At 35.1% G+C, this 17,107-nt stretch carries 15 protein-coding genes; 2 read left to right on the top strand and 13 right to left on the bottom strand.

Annotated features, from left to right (window positions below):
- Positions 1-81: 81 nt before the first annotated feature.
- Complete coding sequence (gene murI / locus DW761_RS04140) at positions 82-870, bottom strand: glutamate racemase (RefSeq protein WP_117516501.1); 789 nt, start codon at positions 868-870, stop codon at positions 82-84.
- A 169-nt stretch (positions 871-1,039) separates the two neighbouring features.
- Here murI and DW761_RS04135 point away from each other — a divergent pair, with 169 nt between their 5' ends.
- Positions 1,040-2,899 carry a [FeFe] hydrogenase, group A gene (locus DW761_RS04135; RefSeq protein WP_117516500.1) on the top strand — a complete coding sequence of 620 codons (1,860 nt, stop codon included), beginning with the start codon at positions 1,040-1,042 and terminating at the stop codon, positions 2,897-2,899.
- Positions 2,900-3,071: 172 nt separating this feature from the next.
- Positions 3,072-3,332, top strand: coding sequence for a hypothetical protein (locus tag DW761_RS04130; protein ID WP_117454177.1), 261 nt, complete (start codon positions 3,072-3,074; stop codon positions 3,330-3,332).
- Between the two features lie 23 nt (positions 3,333-3,355).
- Here the strand turns inward: DW761_RS04130 and DW761_RS04125 are convergent, their stop codons facing one another.
- The 12 genes from DW761_RS04125 to DW761_RS04070 all read right to left on the bottom strand — a co-directional run bounded on the left by DW761_RS04125 (position 3,356) and on the right by DW761_RS04070 (position 17,039).
- Positions 3,356-5,338 (bottom strand): ABC transporter permease, encoded by a 1,983-nt coding sequence (locus tag DW761_RS04125; protein WP_117516499.1) that lies wholly within the window; start codon positions 5,336-5,338, stop codon positions 3,356-3,358.
- Between the two features lie 134 nt (positions 5,339-5,472).
- Positions 5,473-6,390, bottom strand: coding sequence for an exopolyphosphatase (locus DW761_RS04120; RefSeq protein ID WP_117454175.1), 918 nt, complete (start codon positions 6,388-6,390; stop codon positions 5,473-5,475).
- Positions 6,391-6,542: 152 nt separating this feature from the next.
- Positions 6,543-6,950, bottom strand: a complete 408-nt coding sequence (locus tag DW761_RS04115; RefSeq protein WP_233513019.1) for a hypothetical protein — start codon at positions 6,948-6,950, stop codon at positions 6,543-6,545.
- Positions 6,951-7,023: 73 nt separating this feature from the next.
- On the bottom strand, positions 7,024-7,701 hold the full coding sequence (locus tag DW761_RS04110; protein ID WP_117516498.1) for an NPCBM/NEW2 domain-containing protein: 678 nt from the start codon (positions 7,699-7,701) through the stop codon (positions 7,024-7,026).
- Positions 7,702-7,868: 167 nt separating this feature from the next.
- Positions 7,869-8,351, bottom strand: coding sequence for an AAA family ATPase (locus tag DW761_RS04105; RefSeq protein ID WP_117516497.1), 483 nt, complete (start codon positions 8,349-8,351; stop codon positions 7,869-7,871).
- A 183-nt stretch (positions 8,352-8,534) separates the two neighbouring features.
- Positions 8,535-9,872 (bottom strand): ATP-binding protein, encoded by a 1,338-nt coding sequence (locus DW761_RS04100; RefSeq protein ID WP_117516496.1) that lies wholly within the window; start codon positions 9,870-9,872, stop codon positions 8,535-8,537.
- 158 nt (positions 9,873-10,030) lie between these two features.
- Positions 10,031-11,284, bottom strand: coding sequence for an alcohol dehydrogenase catalytic domain-containing protein (locus DW761_RS04095; protein ID WP_117516495.1), 1,254 nt, complete (start codon positions 11,282-11,284; stop codon positions 10,031-10,033).
- Positions 11,285-12,223 carry a 1-phosphofructokinase gene (pfkB, locus tag DW761_RS04090; RefSeq protein WP_117516494.1) on the bottom strand — a complete coding sequence of 313 codons (939 nt, stop codon included), beginning with the start codon at positions 12,221-12,223 and terminating at the stop codon, positions 11,285-11,287. It lies immediately after the preceding gene.
- On the bottom strand, positions 12,223-12,951 hold the full coding sequence (locus DW761_RS04085) for a PTS sugar transporter subunit IIA (protein WP_117454171.1): 729 nt from the start codon (positions 12,949-12,951) through the stop codon (positions 12,223-12,225). The genes pfkB and DW761_RS04085 overlap by 1 nt, the downstream gene beginning before the upstream one ends.
- A gap of 10 nt (positions 12,952-12,961) precedes the next feature.
- A complete protein-coding gene (locus DW761_RS04080) occupies positions 12,962-15,010 on the bottom strand; it encodes a BglG family transcription antiterminator (protein ID WP_117516493.1) in 2,049 nt (682 codons plus the stop codon).
- A 13-nt stretch (positions 15,011-15,023) separates the two neighbouring features.
- On the bottom strand, positions 15,024-16,388 hold the full coding sequence (locus tag DW761_RS04075) for a PTS mannitol transporter subunit IICB (protein WP_117516492.1): 1,365 nt from the start codon (positions 16,386-16,388) through the stop codon (positions 15,024-15,026).
- Positions 16,389-16,616: 228 nt separating this feature from the next.
- Positions 16,617-17,039, bottom strand: coding sequence for a hypothetical protein (locus DW761_RS04070; protein ID WP_117516491.1), 423 nt, complete (start codon positions 17,037-17,039; stop codon positions 16,617-16,619).
- Positions 17,040-17,107: the final 68 nt, after the last annotated feature.

Raw genomic sequence — 17,107 nt, 5'->3', positions numbered from 1 at the left:
TTATTATATATTTTTCGCAAAAGAAAGACAACTATAATCACTTTTTTCTTCCAAATTAAAGAAAAACAGGTCTGAAATCAACTATTTCAAATCCTGTTCTAATAATTTTTCTGATAATTCTAAGTAATAAGGCTCATTTGATGAATTATAAATTTCTACTTCTCCATCCATGTCATCTCGTTGTTCGCCTTTATCCTTTAATATCTTTTCCACATGTCTGGCAGTTCCCTCATTGCCATCTACTACAAGAATCTGTTCTCCAACGATTTGCTTGATTTTTTCTTTATAGAATACAAAGTGGGTACAGCCAAGAACAATACTATGAACGGTTTTGTTCATATATGGATCCAAATACTCATGCAGAGTCTGATTCACAAGTGCATCATCTTGTAACTTATTTTGTTCAACGATTTCAACCAATTTTGGAGTTGGTAGTTTAATAATTGTATTATCGTTGCTGTATCTTGCCATGAGATCATGAAATTTCTTTTCTTTTAATGTGAAATGTGTCGCCATGACGATGATGGTATGATCTTTTTTTCCATCTGCCACGACCTTTAAAGCTGGTTCCATACCAATAATTGGTAACTCAGGATAAGCTTTCCTTAAATCATTCACACAAGCGCTGGTTGCCGTATTGCAGGCAATCACAACTGCCTTTACACCATGTTGAATGAAAAACTCCATAATTTCAAAACAGTGCTTGGTAATTTCTTCTTTGCTTTTTTCACCATAAGGTGCAAAAGCTGAATCTCCATAATAGATATAGTGTTCGTTTGGCATCTGATGTTTTAACTGTCTTAAGACACTGATTCCACCTAATCCTGAATCAAATACACCAATTGCTTTCTCGTTATTTGACAAAATCATCAACCTCCCAGAAGTTCCTTCATCATTATACCCTTTTTTTTGATTTCATGCATCATTTAAATATATTCCAATTGAAAGTTATAGTAATATTTTACAAATTAGATTGACAAATTATGGAATACCATGTAAACTAAAATTAAGAATTATTCTTAATTTAGGAGGAAAAATCATGAGTAAACATTTAGATGTTAATGTACGTGTACCAATTGAAAAAGGCAATCCAGCAATACTTCGCTATGATAGTTTATGTATTAAATGTGGACAGTGCAGAGATGTTTGTCAAAAGCAGATCAGTGTTGGGCAGCACTATGATTTGTTAAAGACAAATGATACTGCCATTTGTATCCATTGTGGACAATGTGCGAATGTATGTCCAACACACGCTATCAAAGAACGTCAGGATTTTATGCAGGCAAAGGATGCCATGCGACAAGGTAAAAAGACTGTATTCATCACTTCTCCAAGTGTTCGTGTCGCAATAGGTGAAGAATTTGGTATGGAACCTGGCAGCTATGTAGAAGAAAAAATGGTTGCGGCTTTACGTGCATTAGGTGCTGACTATGTATTTGATACAACCTTTGCGGCTGACTTAACCATTATGGAAGAAGCCAGTGAGTTAATTGATCGTATCCAAAACAACAAGCCTTTGCCTCAATTCACAAGCTGTTGTCCTGCATGGGTAAAATTTGTGGAAACATATTATCCATCTTACATTCCAAATATTTCAACCAGCAAATCTCCAATCAGTATGTTTGCGCCAACCATTAAAACTTATTTTGCGAAAAAAGAAGGCCTTGATCCAAGAGATATTTATATTGTGGCTATCACGCCTTGTACTGCTAAAAAATTTGAAATTCTGCGTGAAGAATTCCATGATGCCAGCGACTATCATGAAATGGAAGCTTTCCAAGATTGTGATCTTGTAGTCACAACCCGTGAATTAGGAAACTGGCTGAAAGCAGAGAATATCGTATTTGATGAGTTAGAAGATAGTAACTATGATACATTAATGCCAAGAGGTAGTGGTGCCGGTATCATCTTTGGAAACACTGGTGGTGTTATGGAAGCTGCATTACGTAGTGCATATTACTTTATCACAGGCAATGAACCAGGCGATGATTTATTAAAACTGGAAGTTGTTCGTGGTATGAATGGTGTAAAAGAAGCCTCTTTAGAAATCAATGGCATCCCATTACGTGTTGCTGTAGTACATGGTACAGATAATGCAAGAGCATTTATTGATCATATGGAAACAAGTGGTACTCATTATGACTTTGTGGAAGTTATGACATGTCGTGGTGGATGTATTGGCGGTGGTGGACAACCGCTTCATCCTGGTGAAGATATGGATGTTATACGTGAAAAACGAATTCAGGCACTATATGATAAAGATGCTTCCATCACTTTAAGAAACTCTCATGATAATCCACAAATCAAACAAATCTATGAAGAATTCTTTGACGCTCCATTAAGCCCTCTTGCGGAAAAACTGTTACATACAAGTTATCATGAACGTAAGGATCTAAATGAAAATCCAGATGTTTATCGTAGGGATTATCAGAAAGTATCTAAAGAAACGAATGAAACATCCAACGCTTCAGGTGTTCGTTATAAATGCAGTATCTGTGGTTATATCTATGAAGGCGATATCACAAAAGAACCTGATACATATACCTGCCCTGTTTGTTTCGTGCCAAAAGCAATGTTTGAAAAAATGGAAGATACTGTAGAAGAAGTAAAAGAAGCATCTACTGGTGTTCGTTATAAATGTAGTATCTGCGGCTATATCTATGAAGGTGATATCACAAAGGAACCTGATACATATACCTGCCCCGTTTGCTTTGTGCCAAAAGCAATGTTTGAAAAGATAGAAGATACTGTAGAAGAAGTAAAAGAAGCATCTACTGGTGTTCGTTATAAATGTAGTATCTGTGGTTATATCTATGAAGGCGACATCACAAAGGAACCTGATACATATACCTGCCCTGTTTGTTTCGTGCCAAAAGCTATGTTTGAAAAAATGGAATAATATAGAAAAGAATAGAAATCTAGAAAAAGATTCCTATTCTTTTTTTGGATATACCTATCAAAATCTGTACAATATGAACAGTTTTTCATCTCAATTTCTACTTTTTCCCAAAAAGCTAGAACTATTCGCTATCTTATCGTATGATTGTTAGTGCAAAAGAAAGGATGGTTCCATGCTGGTATTGCTGTACATTATGTTATTTATGCTATATGCTTTATGTTTGTTTACTCTCCAGCTATGCTTTACTGGTGTAAATATTGGATTAACAATGACAATTTCTCTTATTTGTACATTTATCACTTATCTTGTCATTCGTCATTACATTTACACTCCGGTAAAATCCGAATCAAAAAGCTATCATACTGAACAAAAAGCATTATTTCATATCCTTCGTTATGATAATGACGAGGAAGAAAGAATACTGACACATTAAGGAAAAGCAAATCGCTTTTCCTTTTATTTTCTTCTTAATGTAGTTTTATATCCATGATAGGTAACGATGAAATATATACCATAAATTGCCACAATGATTGCGCCTGTCATAAGATTAGATTTCCACATACTGCTGACGCCAAACATATAGCCAAATGCGCCTGATACTGCTGGTACACCAATGAAAGAGTGAATAATCGCTAGTCCCATTGGTAATAAGAAATAGATTCCAATCTGTAGTAAAACAGAGCGATTCATCATTTTCTCCGGTGTTCCTATTTTCCTTAAAATCTCATAATTTGCACGAGAGTCCTCTGCTTCACTTAACTGCTGCAACGCTAATATTGCCGCACTGGAAATCATAAATACAATACCTAAATATAATCCGATATAAGTAAACAACATACCGATTCCCATGACATTATCTTCTACTTCTTTTTGAGAAGTACCTGAAAAACGATAGTGTTCAATCTTATGTTCATCAGCATAGGTATACATATTTTTCTCGATTTTTTCAATATATGGTTGTAGTTTCGCATCATCTACTTCAATATTCCAGTAACGAACCTGTGAAGTCTGGCCTGCCAGCACCTGATCTGGCACAACCATTGTGACTATGACATCCGGTGAAAAATTAGTTCCTAAAATTGTAATATCTTCTTTTTTATTTGAAATCTTCAAATCATGTCCAAACAACTGATAATCTATATGTTTATCCCCTGCTTCATTTAGATAGGATAATATTTCATCAAACCCACTAATGAAGAATCCTTCATTATCTTTTAACATCATCGTTTCTTTTCCCTGTGAACGCATGGCTTCGTTATAATCACTTAGAGAAATATATTCAACTTTTGCATCTCGATACATTTTATCTTTTGCGTCACGGCTGTCAATATATGGCAGAATATCATTTATTGTATGCTCATCTTTATATATTGTGACTGTATTATAGTAATCCACATCTGATAGTATCAACAAATTCTTCATATCTTCTTCAGATATTGGTTCATCCTGATGGTAAGTAAAAGGATAGGCACTTGCCTGCTCATATACTTTTGTAATGGAAGCATTTAAGGATAACCCACATGATAATGCGCCGATACTCAATAACAGCATCAAACATACAACACCCATAGAAATACTAGTCGTATTTATTTTCGCATTGATCTGACGTAATACATAGATGTTTAGTTTTTTATAATAAATCTTTTTGCTGAGTTTCATGAACTGAAGCAGGAAACCAGACAATGATACGAAGAATAGAATCGTACCAATGGATCCTAACAGCATAATCTGAGCCAGACTCAACGCAAAACTTTCTAATGAATAGGTTGTTAACCAATAAGCAATACCTAAACAAATCAAAGAAATAATTAACAGAATCACTGCGACAAATGGATTATTGATTCTGATTTTTTCTACTTTCTTCTTTGCCTGCAATAAATCAATCAATTTAACCTTTGCGATAACTCTTGTATTCAACAACATCAAAATAAAGAAAATCGCCGAGAAGGATAGAATCGTTGCCAACATTGCGCCAAAAGAGAAGATGATATGATAATCCACTGTAATCCCAAAACCTTTTGCGGTAACGATACCAAGAATCTGAGAACATCCAATTCCTAATATCAATCCAGTAATCAAAGATAATGATCCAACAAATAACGTTTCATATATCAGTATTTTAGAGATATCTCTTTTCTCCATTCCCAGCATCATATAAATTCCAAATTCTTTTTTTCTTCTGCGAATCAGAAAGTTATTTGCATATAGAATCAAAAATGCTAAAACAAATACCACAAAGAATGATAACATATTCATAAACAATCCAACCATCTGTAAGGACATAGCCTGTGATTCACTTAATTCCATAATATTTTTCTGTGAAGAAAAGGAATTAAAGGTATAAAACAAACATACTGAGAACATCAGTGTTAAAAAATAGATAAAGTAATCTTTATAGCTTTTCTTTACATTTTCAAAAGCCAGTTTTGATAATTTCATAAACGCTCACACCTCATTTCACACCATTATTATAATAAAGGTGTCATCCTTCTTCCATGGATGTTACTTACAATCACCTTTCAAATTTGTAAGATAAGAAAAACCGGCTGTCATTTGCGACTTCCGGTTGCTTCTTATTTGTTCATTTCTTTCATTTCTTCTAATAAGATTGGTAATTTTTCTTCCATTACCTCATCAGAGAACTGGCAGGTACCAACCACATGGTGACCTCCGCCGCCATATTTCAACATCAATTCTCCCACATCAATCTTACATGTACGATTCAGCACACTGTAGCCAACAGCGACACTGCATCCTTTGCCACCCTTTCCATTTACTATCCAGGCAGATATATTTGCTTCTGGATATAAACTGTAAATCAAAAATCTATTCCCAGAATAAATTGTTTCTAAACCACGCATATCAGAAATGATAATCTTATTTTCTACACGGGAATGTGCCTTTACCATTTCAATAAATTTATCATTTTGTTCCCAATATAATTCAATACGTTCTTTTGTATCTGGCATTGCCAGTATTTCATCAATATTGTAGGTGCTGCACCAGTCAATCATTTTTTCCATTAACTGATAGTTACTGATGGTAAAGTTACGGAAACGTCCCAAGCCAGTCCTTGGATCCATTAAAAAGCCTAATAAAATCCATCCTGTTGGATGTAAGACTTCATCAATTGTAAGATTTGCACTATCTACTTTATCTACTGCCCATAATAAATCATCATATTGTGGAAATCTTTCTTTTCCACCATAATAATCATAGACAATATGTGCACAACTAGGACTTTGTCTACTCTCCCCTATATATTTTCCTTTATATGCGTTTCTTTCATCTTCACTGGAATGGTGATCAAACCAAAGGCCACAGCCTTCCACAAATGGAACGTTCGCCAAACAATCATCTTCACTGACTTCCACTAAGCCATCCTGCAAGTCTTTGGGATGCACGAACTTCCAATGATCAATAATGCCAGCTTCCTTCAAAAAAACAGCACATGCCAAACCATCAAAATCTGATCTTGTAAGTAATCTCATGGTTCTCCTCCTTTGATATATATCATAAGTGTATCACACTTTGTAGTTCAAAGCAATGTGTCCGCTTACATTCCGGTGATAATAAGATTAAAAAGGCATCATTTACTACCATTTCATAATGAAAAGGCCATCATTTGATGGCCCCAACTTCATTAAGCTTGATACATTTGTGTCCAAAGATCAATCAACTTCTGGTTGGTTGTTTCTTTTTCTTTCACAATATTCATGACAGCTGTGATACGTTGTTCTACCAATTCTTTATCCATATCTGTTGGTATTTTTTCAATCGTATCCAATGCCATTTTAAAGTAATCCTGATTCTTTAACATTAATTCTATTTCTTTTAACATTTCTTCTTTTGTCATCTGTTCCATATAGGGTTCCTTTCCAGAAGCACTTCCCATACAAATTGTACATTCATTTATATAGGATGCTCTGCCTTTTTTCACAAGTCCCTTTGCACGTCTTTCATATGTATCATGCAAATAGTTACCTTGTACATCTATTACCTTTATCATAAGTTCATCCTTTGTATCGCTGTTTGTTTTGATGGGTGCCATCCCCTGATACATGTTAAGCATACGCTATTTACTTTGAATATACAAGTAGCAAAATAAAATTAAAGGATTGTACTTACTCTATATTAAGATTAACAATTCCATATTCTCCATTATTAAAATCTTTTGAGTATTTTAATCTTATTTTTAATATTTTCACACCTGATACATCTACTGAGGTTTTTTTCAATCCCGCGTCATGTTTTAAGCTTACGGTATCAAGTACTCTTCCATCACCTTCTATAGCTAATGTTGTTTCACCTGTAGATGAACCATCTATATGTCCATATTCAAATGATAACTTATGATAAGCAGCATTTAAGTTAATCAAAGCATAACCACATGACTCTTCATCATATGACATTCTCAGAACAATCCCTTTTGAATAATCAGTTCCCGCAATCTTAATACTTTCATCGCTAGATCCATCATGTATTTTCATATTATAAGTCTCAGTATTATAAGGAGCCGCTATTTCCATTAAATCTCCTGTCTTTATTCCTTCTTCGTTTTCAATAATTCCCTTACTCAAATCAGTAAGTTGTTTATTCAATGCATCATTTTCTTTTTCTAAATTTTCTATTTCTTTTTTATTTTCAATAGTTATTTGATTAATATTCTGTTCATTTTGACGAAAGGTTATAAAAGAACCTCCAGTACCTCCTACAACAAAACTAAATAATGCTACAATGATTGTAACCTTAGCAGAATATTTTGCATCTGCACTAATTTTACTTTTTTTCTTTACTGCCACTTCTTTTTCCTCCTCAAAACTTCAAAAAAATATTAACATACAATTATAAAAAATACTACCTTTACATACTGAAAACTTATATTTCGTATTTGTTTTAAATACTGTCAAGCATTAATCATTATAAAGATACAGTAAAATTAGATAAATATATGATTACTCATCTGGATCTATAGAATAATTGATCCAACAAAAATAAATGAATCATTTATATCTAGAAACATATCTCGCAAAGAAAGATATTTTTTACCACATATTGCTGGATATGCTTCACATAAATTTATTTGTATACATTCTGTAATATAATCTATGTATTGTTGGCATGATTTTATCTCATAATGATTGCTTCTATTAAACGCGATATACATCACTTGATGTTGATTTCTTTGTTTTTCACATTCTGACACTTTGGATATATTTAATCCTTCAAATAATTCTTTAGTTTCATAACCCTTTGCGAAATAAGATGCCAGCATATGTGCAATCATTGTTTTCCCAAATCGCCTTGGTCTTGTCACACAAATGTATCGATTGTTTGTATTGATCCTTTTTGACAGATCTCTTATCATTAATGTTTTATCCACATAAGGACTGCCACAACTCATTTTAAACAATTCTATTGGTGTATCGCTATTCAAATAATGCCTATACATAGACACACATCCTCTCTGTTTTTCTGTGCAATTGTATCGTATTTATCTTTACAATACGAGTGTTTTTAAAGACTTTTACATAATTTCACAAAAAACATCAGATATAGCGAATAGTATTATATTTCACAATATATATTCCATTTTTTTCAAACAAAAAACTGAGAAATTTTGTAATTCTCAGTTTCATAACGTTTCTTCTACAGCTTCGCTAAGTAACCAATCTATAAGATCAAGGGATTTAATTCCTTCATAAGATGAATCCATTCCAGTATTCATGGAAAGAACTATTTTTTCATAATTGTCATTGATTCTCTGCAATGGCGCAAGTTCTCTTTTGCGAACATCCTCACTCATCATAGATTCGCTTACTTGAATATATATCTTATCATCTGCCTTTGTGGCAATAAAATCTACTTCAGTATTATCTACTTTACCAATGGATACATCGTAACCTCGACGAAGTAATTCAAAGTACACTATATTCTCTAATACATGGCCACTATCACGATTTCTAAATCCAAGTAAATAATTTCTAAGTCCAATATCAACAATATAGTATTTTCCAAGTGTGCGAAGGAATTCTTTTCCTTTAATATCAAATCTTTTGATTTCATAAAAGAAATACGATTCTAGAAGTGCATTCACATAAGCTTGCACAGTATGTGCACTAGGTGTTCCTTTATGCTTTCCATCTTCAAGTAAACCTTCATTCACTAACGTATTGCCGATAGAAGACACAGATATATTACTACCAATATTATCCGCAAGAAACATGACAATCTTTTTTAAAAGAATTGGGTCTGTAATACGTTTTTGCCCTCTACGATTTTCACGTTCAAGAATATCCCTCATAACTACTGTTGAGTAAATACCATCAAGTAAAACCAATGCTTTTTCCTGATTCAACCCAACATCTGCGATTCCTGGCATACCACCAAATCTCATATATGCATCAAAGACTTCACGAATATCGTAATGTTCACCATTTTTGTCAAACACCTGTTTATGTGTACCTCCAAGTGCACTTTTTGTTCCTTTTATTTCAAAATCATGAAAGTATAAAAACTCAGAAAATGACAAAGGTAACATCTTTATTTCCACATATCTACCGGATAAATAGGTTGCATATTCAGAAGATAACATATAGGCATTAGACCCAGTTACATAGAGATCGCAGTTAAAATCCACACGAAAAGCATTGATCGCATCTTCCCAGTTTAAAACTCGCTGAACCTCGTCAAAAAACAAATACATTCTTTTACCTGAAACAACATGTTGCTTTACATAATCATATAATGAGTCGCTATTCATATTTTTAAAAGCATAGGATTCAAAGTTCATTTCAAGAATTTGTTCATCCGCAATCCCACTTTCCTTTAAATGATTTGCCATTAACTTTAGTAGACTGCTCTTCCCAGATCTGCGCATTCCGGTAACAACCTTTACAGGTTCACTATCTTGAAAAGCAATCATTTTATTCAAATATAAATCTCTTTTTTTTAGGTTATGAGTATCTATCATTGAGCATTCCTCCTAACATGAATATAGCATAAACTCATTAAAAACACAAGTTTATGCACTGAAGTGCAAAAACTTTTTATTTTTTAATTTTTTTGCAGCCCATGTACACTTATATATTAAAAAAGAATGCGGATAACGCATTCTTTTTATGATACTTGCTATTGTGCGAAGTGTTCCAATAACATCTTTTCTGCTTTGGCACTCCATAAGCCTTTGTTGTTTTTACATACTTCATCTAATTCTTTGAAGAATGGATCATTTTCACCAAGTTTGCCAAAATCCTCAATAGCAGTCATTGGCATGTTGATGTGGGTATAGACAAGTTTCTTTCCACCAGGTACATCTGGCAGGTTCTTGGTTGTTTCTACTACTGAATCTAGTCCTCCAACATGTGTAATCATGACAGCGGATTGAATCAATCCTTTGGCATCTTTTTCAATTGCTTCTTTCATATCATCAATGGTTCCTCCTGTTGAACCGATGATTTTACTTCTTGAATAATGGCAGTCATATAAATTGACCATCGCAGAGAATTTCATATCCGTTGGTCCAGCGAACAGATTCATACATCCATCATATGCCATAATCTGATTCCCCATTTCACATACACCACGATTTGGGATATATACAAAGACATCATCATAACCTTTGCCATCTGTCAATGCCATTAATTCTTGAACCTGATCTTCCATATTTGCCGTATTGACATAGATTAATTCTACGCCATGTTTTGCGGCATCTGCTTCTGATATCACTTCTCTTGCACGATAAATTCTATCATCATTGATTTCTGTGACAACGATACGTTTTGGCTTGTTTTCAAATGTTAAGCCAAAGCTTACGGCACCAAGGCCCATAGGTCCACATCCTCCAAGGATAATGATATTTCCACCTTCTTTAGTACCCATCACATGCTGATAAGTCCCTGGAATCGTATGATAGTTAGTATGATATCCACCAATGACACAGCTAACTGGTTCAGCCACAGAGCTTGCGAAATAGCTGTCGCCTTCAAATGTCCATAAACATCCTGCTTCAATGATATCATTTGGGAAAATACAGTATTGTGTATCTCCACCACACCACTTGTAAGAATAGCCTGGGCTTTCCATCTGGCCTGGAATGGCTGGCTGCTGGGCAAATTTTTGTCCTGGCTGGAATTTTTCCTGCCATTTTTTACCTACCTGAACGATATCTCCCGCAAATTCATGTCCAATAATAATAGGATGATCATAAACATCATTTGGTACACGTTTGTGATTAGCCCCCTGTTTTACTGTTTTCCATGTGGACATACAAATACTGTCAGATACAACTTTTACTAGTATTTCATCATCTTTGATTTCTGGTAATTCAAATTCATCTAAGCGAATATCATCAACGCCATATAAGCGTACTGCTTTTGTTTTCATTTAATTTTCCTCCAATGTTGTTAATACAACTTTATTTTTTAATTCCTTCACAACCTCCATAGATGCTGGCTGTGTTCCTTTCGTCATCACAGCGCCTGCACTTGCGGCTACCGCAAAGCGAATCATTTCTTCTAAAGAATAGCCTTGTTCGATGGCATACGTGATACCTGCGACCATTGCATCCCCTGCACCTACGCTGGAATGTGCTTCTACTTTTAATGCCTCTGCCAAAATAACCTGATCCTGGGTAATAAAGATAGCTCCTTGTTTTCCCATGGATACGACAACATACTTCGTATCTTCATTTAACAGTGTCTTTGCCAAAGAGATGATTTCTTTGTTATCTACATCCTGTGATACACCAAAGTAAGTAGCTAATTCATATTTATTAGGTTTGATCACAAGTGGTTTTGCCTGAATCCCTTTCGCAAATAATTCTCCGTCTGCATCAAATACAACACGACTTCCGGCTTTTTTGATTTCATTAATCAATTCATAATAGATGTTAGTATCTACACCTTTACTGACATTTCCAGATAATACAACGATACTGTCATTCTTACATAATTCACAGATTTTTTGTTTTAACTGTTCTACTTCCACTTCTCCAATGAGTGGTCCTGCTTCATTTAATTCTGTTAACTCCATATCCTTATCCAATACTTTTAAATTGGTACGTGTCATGCCTTCTACCCATACGAAATTGGTATTGATATGCAAATCTTTCAAGGTATGATCGATATATTCACCAGCAGAGCCAGCTAAAAATCCAGTACATAAAGTTTCTCCGCCAAATGCTTTGATTGTTTTTGATACATTGACACCTTTTCCACCTGCATCCTGCATCACATTGCTTAATCGGTTTAATCCGCCAACTTTTAGTTCTTCTACTTCTGCTGTTTTATCAATGGCAGGATTAAAGGTAACGGTAATGATCATTATGCTTCCTCCTTCGTTAAGATATCATAGATGGTATCGACATCTCCTGCGACAACTTGTTCAACAGTTTCCATTTCTCCAAGTTTACTTGCGATATTGGCAAGAATGCTCATATGATCATCGTTTTTAGCAGCAATACCGATCACGATTCTTGCGTTTCCCTGTGCCCATGGAATGCCATCAGGATAAATCATTACAGCGATACCGGTTTTCTTTACACAGTCCTTTACTTCATATTCTCCATGAGGAATAGCGATATCATTTCCAATATAAGTTGTTAGGCTATGATCACGATTTAACATTCCCTGAATGTATCCTTCTTCAATATATCCGGCAGATAATAATAAATTTCCCATTTGCATGATGGCATCATCACTGTTTTTAGCATGACAATTTAGACGAATGTTCTGTTTTTCCAGAATTTCATTTTTTTCTTTTTTCTTCTTAAATAACATAATTTCCTTCACGATCCTTTCGTAAGCTTTCTGATCCATAAAACTTTCCACACCATAGTACACAGCGTTTGGAAATGCTTGTTCGATCTGGTGTTTGAAATTGATATGTGAAACAAGAATATCTACATCATCAGGTACTGCCGCAATGGAACAGTTTTTTACTTTATCATGACAGCCTGCTTTTTTTAAACGTTTCTGTAATAAACCGGCACCTAATGCGCTGCTTCCCATTCCAGCATCACATACAAAGTATATTTTTAAGTTTTCCTGCATGATGCACCTCCTATTCTTCTATACATTCTTTCACATACTGTTCTTCTATCATTTGCAGGTGTTTTACGATATCTTCTCGATTTCCTTTTTGCATATATGTTAGAAATGCATCATCTTCAATAATAGAACGGTTGATATAGCTGCATAATTCCTGTTCGATTTCACTAGCATCTTTTCGCATCAGCATCACCTGTACAAAACAGATATTGGGATAATGTTGAAAATGCTGTTTGGGATATAAGCACATCATCATGGGCTTCTTTATATCTGGCACAAGTGCGTGTAATAAGATAAAGTGGAAGTCCTCCATAATGACGGAACCCATTTGTTCACGTTTCATTAACGCTGTATACACACTTTCTGATTCCCTGCAGTGTGATGAAACAAAGTGAATCATATCATTGATCTTTAATGTATCATCAATGGTATATGTTTGAAATTCTTCTAAAATATCTACAGCCAAATGACTTGCTTCTTTGATACGATAAAGCAGATTGCTTTGTTTATTTAATGGTTTTATCCCTTCTTTTTCCCATAAGGGATGCAGTTTCATTAGTAACTGGTGTAAATCTTCATCATTTAGAAGTGGTGTTACCATTAAAACTTCTGTATCATCAAGCTGTAAATCAAAGGTAGAAATCAAGAGTTCCATATCTTCATAGTGATGACGTGTAATATCTTCCATGGATAAAGTTTTTAATTTGATACCTTCTGGTATCGCTTTGGATATTCTGGCAGATAATAGTGCACTGACCCCAATTCCACTGGCACATACAACGCCGCACATGACTTCACGTTTCTTTAATTTTTTCTGTTGATTTCGTTCAATACTTGCGCCTACATGCATGGTGATAAAGGCAATTTCATCATCACTGACCTTGCAGTCATAGCATTTTTCTATATATTGACATGCTTGTTTTGTTTGTTCATAAAGGTCATGATACATTGTGGAAATGGTTTCCTTTAAAGGATTATAGATTGGTAAATTGTTTTTTAATCGTATAATGGTAGGCTCTAGGTGTGTCAATAAACCATTCATGAATTCTTCATCTGATAACAGAATGACACGTTTTGCTTCATCGAAGCTTTTCAACATTTCATATACCTGTTGTTTTAAGGTCGTCGCATGTGCTTTATCTTCTGGTCTAGTAATTTTTGCGCCTTTGATATGCAAGGCGATAAATGCGATTTCTACATCTGGGATATCAATATCAAATTCTATTTCCAGATAATATGCCATTTTTCTGGCCTGCTGGAAAGCCGGGTCCATGTGAACCATGGAAAGCACTTCATTACTTTCTTCAATCGCCTCATGTTTTTGAATACGGTCAATGGCAATGACCAGATGGATGATCAATCCTATATATCCTACACTGGCATAGCGATCAAGTGATAGTTCATGTTGATAAGTTTCAAATACATGTAATACTCTAGTTAAGATATCCTGATCTAACAGCTTTAAAATACTTTGTGAGCCGGTATCTATAAAAATCTGATGCAATAAACTGGATGAATCTAAGAAATTGATACGTTGCAATTGTTCATTTTGAACAATGCTCTGATTTACGATAGAAGTGATTGCCCTTCTGAAATTTTCTTCTTTTCCAATAAGCTGTACACCAAAGCCAGGCTTACGCAGTAAGGATAAATCATATGTTTGAAGCCATGGTTCAATCGCATCCAGATCATTGGATATAGTTGCTTCACTGACCTGAAACATACCCGCATAATGTATGAGCTTTTCTAAATCTTCACTATGCAGTAGTTCAAAAATCAACATGTTTCTTCGTTCTGTTTTATCCAGATAAGCAATTCCCTGTACTTTCAATTCTTTTAAGAGGAAAGCTTTGTTTTCTTCTTTTCCTTCGATACACAATCCGGCTTTTGTTTTCGTTAACTGCAAATCATATGCTTTTAAATCCTGATCGATATCTTTAATTTCACGAAAGATGGTTCTGGTGCTTGTCTTGCATATATTTGCTAAGGTGTCCACGCTGACATACGCATCCATCTCAAGACAGTATTCTAATATCTTTTTTAATCTGGGTGAGTATATCATCGCGTGTTCCTCCTTATTGATTCTTTAATTTTTCTACGATATCATCGTATTCTTTACCACCCATAAAGTTGGTGATAGGGAAAATCGTTGCATTTGGACAATGATCTTTTGCACGTTCCACAAGAGATTGGTGGGTAACAATGACTTCTGTATCCATCGGTACATCATCAATCGCAAAGTGTTTGACATCAACGTTGATACCATTTGCTTTTAACTTCTTGGTTAATGTTGTTGCGCCCATGGCAGAGCTACCCATACCAGCATCACATGCAAATACGATTTTTGATACGCTGATGGTTTTGGCTTTGCCTTTGGCTTCACTTTTCATATTAGATACTGCCGCAGATGCTTCTTCTAAATCCATGTCATCACCTTTATTGCTGAATTTTAAGATGACCATAGAAATTAAGAAGGATACCACAGCTGCCACAATCACACTTAAGATAACGCCCAGATAGCTGTCTTTTGCACACATGCCAAGGATGGCGATAATACTTCCCGGTGATGCTGCAGATACAAGTCCTGAGCCCATGATACTGTTCACAAAGACACCAGACATTCCACCAGCAATAACAGCAAGTAGTGTTAATGGGTTCATTAATACGTATGGAAAATAGATTTCATGAATTCCACCAAGGAAGTGAATGATGACAGCTCCTGGCGCAGAGCTTTTTGCACTGCCTTTGCCAAAGATGCAATATGCCAATAATAATCCTAAACCTGGTCCTGGATTAGCTTCAATCAAGAAGAAGATAGATTTTCCAGCTTCTGCGACCTGATCCATGCCAAGTGGCGTAAATACACCATGATTAATGGCATTATTCAAGAACAATACCTTAGCAGGTTCTACCAGAATAGATGTTAATGGCAATAAGCCATGACCTACTAAATAATTGACACAAGTGACCATAACATCTTTGATGCCAACACATACTGGTTCAATCGCAAGACATCCAAAGATGGCTAATAATGCACCAAGTATTCCTGCGGAGAAGTTGTTGATCAACATTTCAAATCCTGCTGGAATATGTCCTTCCAATACACTGTCTAATTTTTTAATCAGATAACCGCCAAGTGGACCCATAATCATGGCACCGATAAACATTGGATCTTTTGTACCTGCCATAACCCCCATAGCCGCAGCAGCACCGACGATTCCTCCTCTTGTATCATAAATCATTTTACCACCTGAATAAGCAATCAGCGTTGGTAACAGGAATCTTTGCATTGGTCCTACGATTCCCGCAAGTGTTTCATTTGGCAGCCAGCCATCTGCGATAAACAATGCCGTTATGATACCCCACGCAATGAACACGGCAATGTTTGGCATGACCATTCCACTAAGGAAACGGCCAAACTTTTGAACTGATTCTTTCATAAATTCCCTTCTTTCTGTAAGTGTTTACCTCTTTACACTTTCAGTATAATTTCCACTTGGCAAAAAAACAATCAAATGAAATTCAGCTTTGTCACCACGTTTTTTGACAGAATTAAACAGCCTTAGTTTATGGGCTTTTTCTTACTTTTATTATAACTTTTATCACTGACGAATGTAAATGAAAGAACAAAAAAAAAGCGATTTCATATGCAAACCGCTTCTCACATTTTATTTACTATTTAAGGCACAGGCATACGCATAGATACTATCTTCTGCGCCATTTTGATATCGTTTGACTGCTCGTTGTATTGGCCAGATGATCGTTCCATCAAGCAACCTGATACTTGCGTTGACTTCTCCCATAGGATCCTCATCATCACAAATCCATTCTCCACCATATGTTGAAATGATCACTTCTCCAATATAGGCGCCAATGGCAAATAATCGATTGCCCCGCTGTTCACTCAATAATCCATTTGGGCCACATTGTTCATCAAAAAAACGGTCAATTTCTTTTAAGCTTTCTAATGTTGTATCCACAGGATATCCCGATGAACAAAGCGCTAATATGATCCAGTCTTTTGCCTTGATAATATCCATTTTTAATGCCGATTCCTGCTTTTCTTTTACTTTCTTTTTAAATAGTCCCATACATTGCCTCCTGATTTCTAATCTATAGTATACCATATAAAAAGACCATTGTACGTATACAATGATCA

The sequence above is a fragment of the Absiella sp. AM29-15 genome (genome assembly GCF_003434225.1).
GTDB classification, from domain to species: Bacteria; Bacillota_I; Bacilli_A; order Erysipelotrichales; family Erysipelotrichaceae; genus Hoskinsella; species Hoskinsella hominis.
The sequence above is the reverse complement of the archived record's forward strand: the minus strand, read 5'-3'. Positions and strand labels throughout refer to the sequence as shown.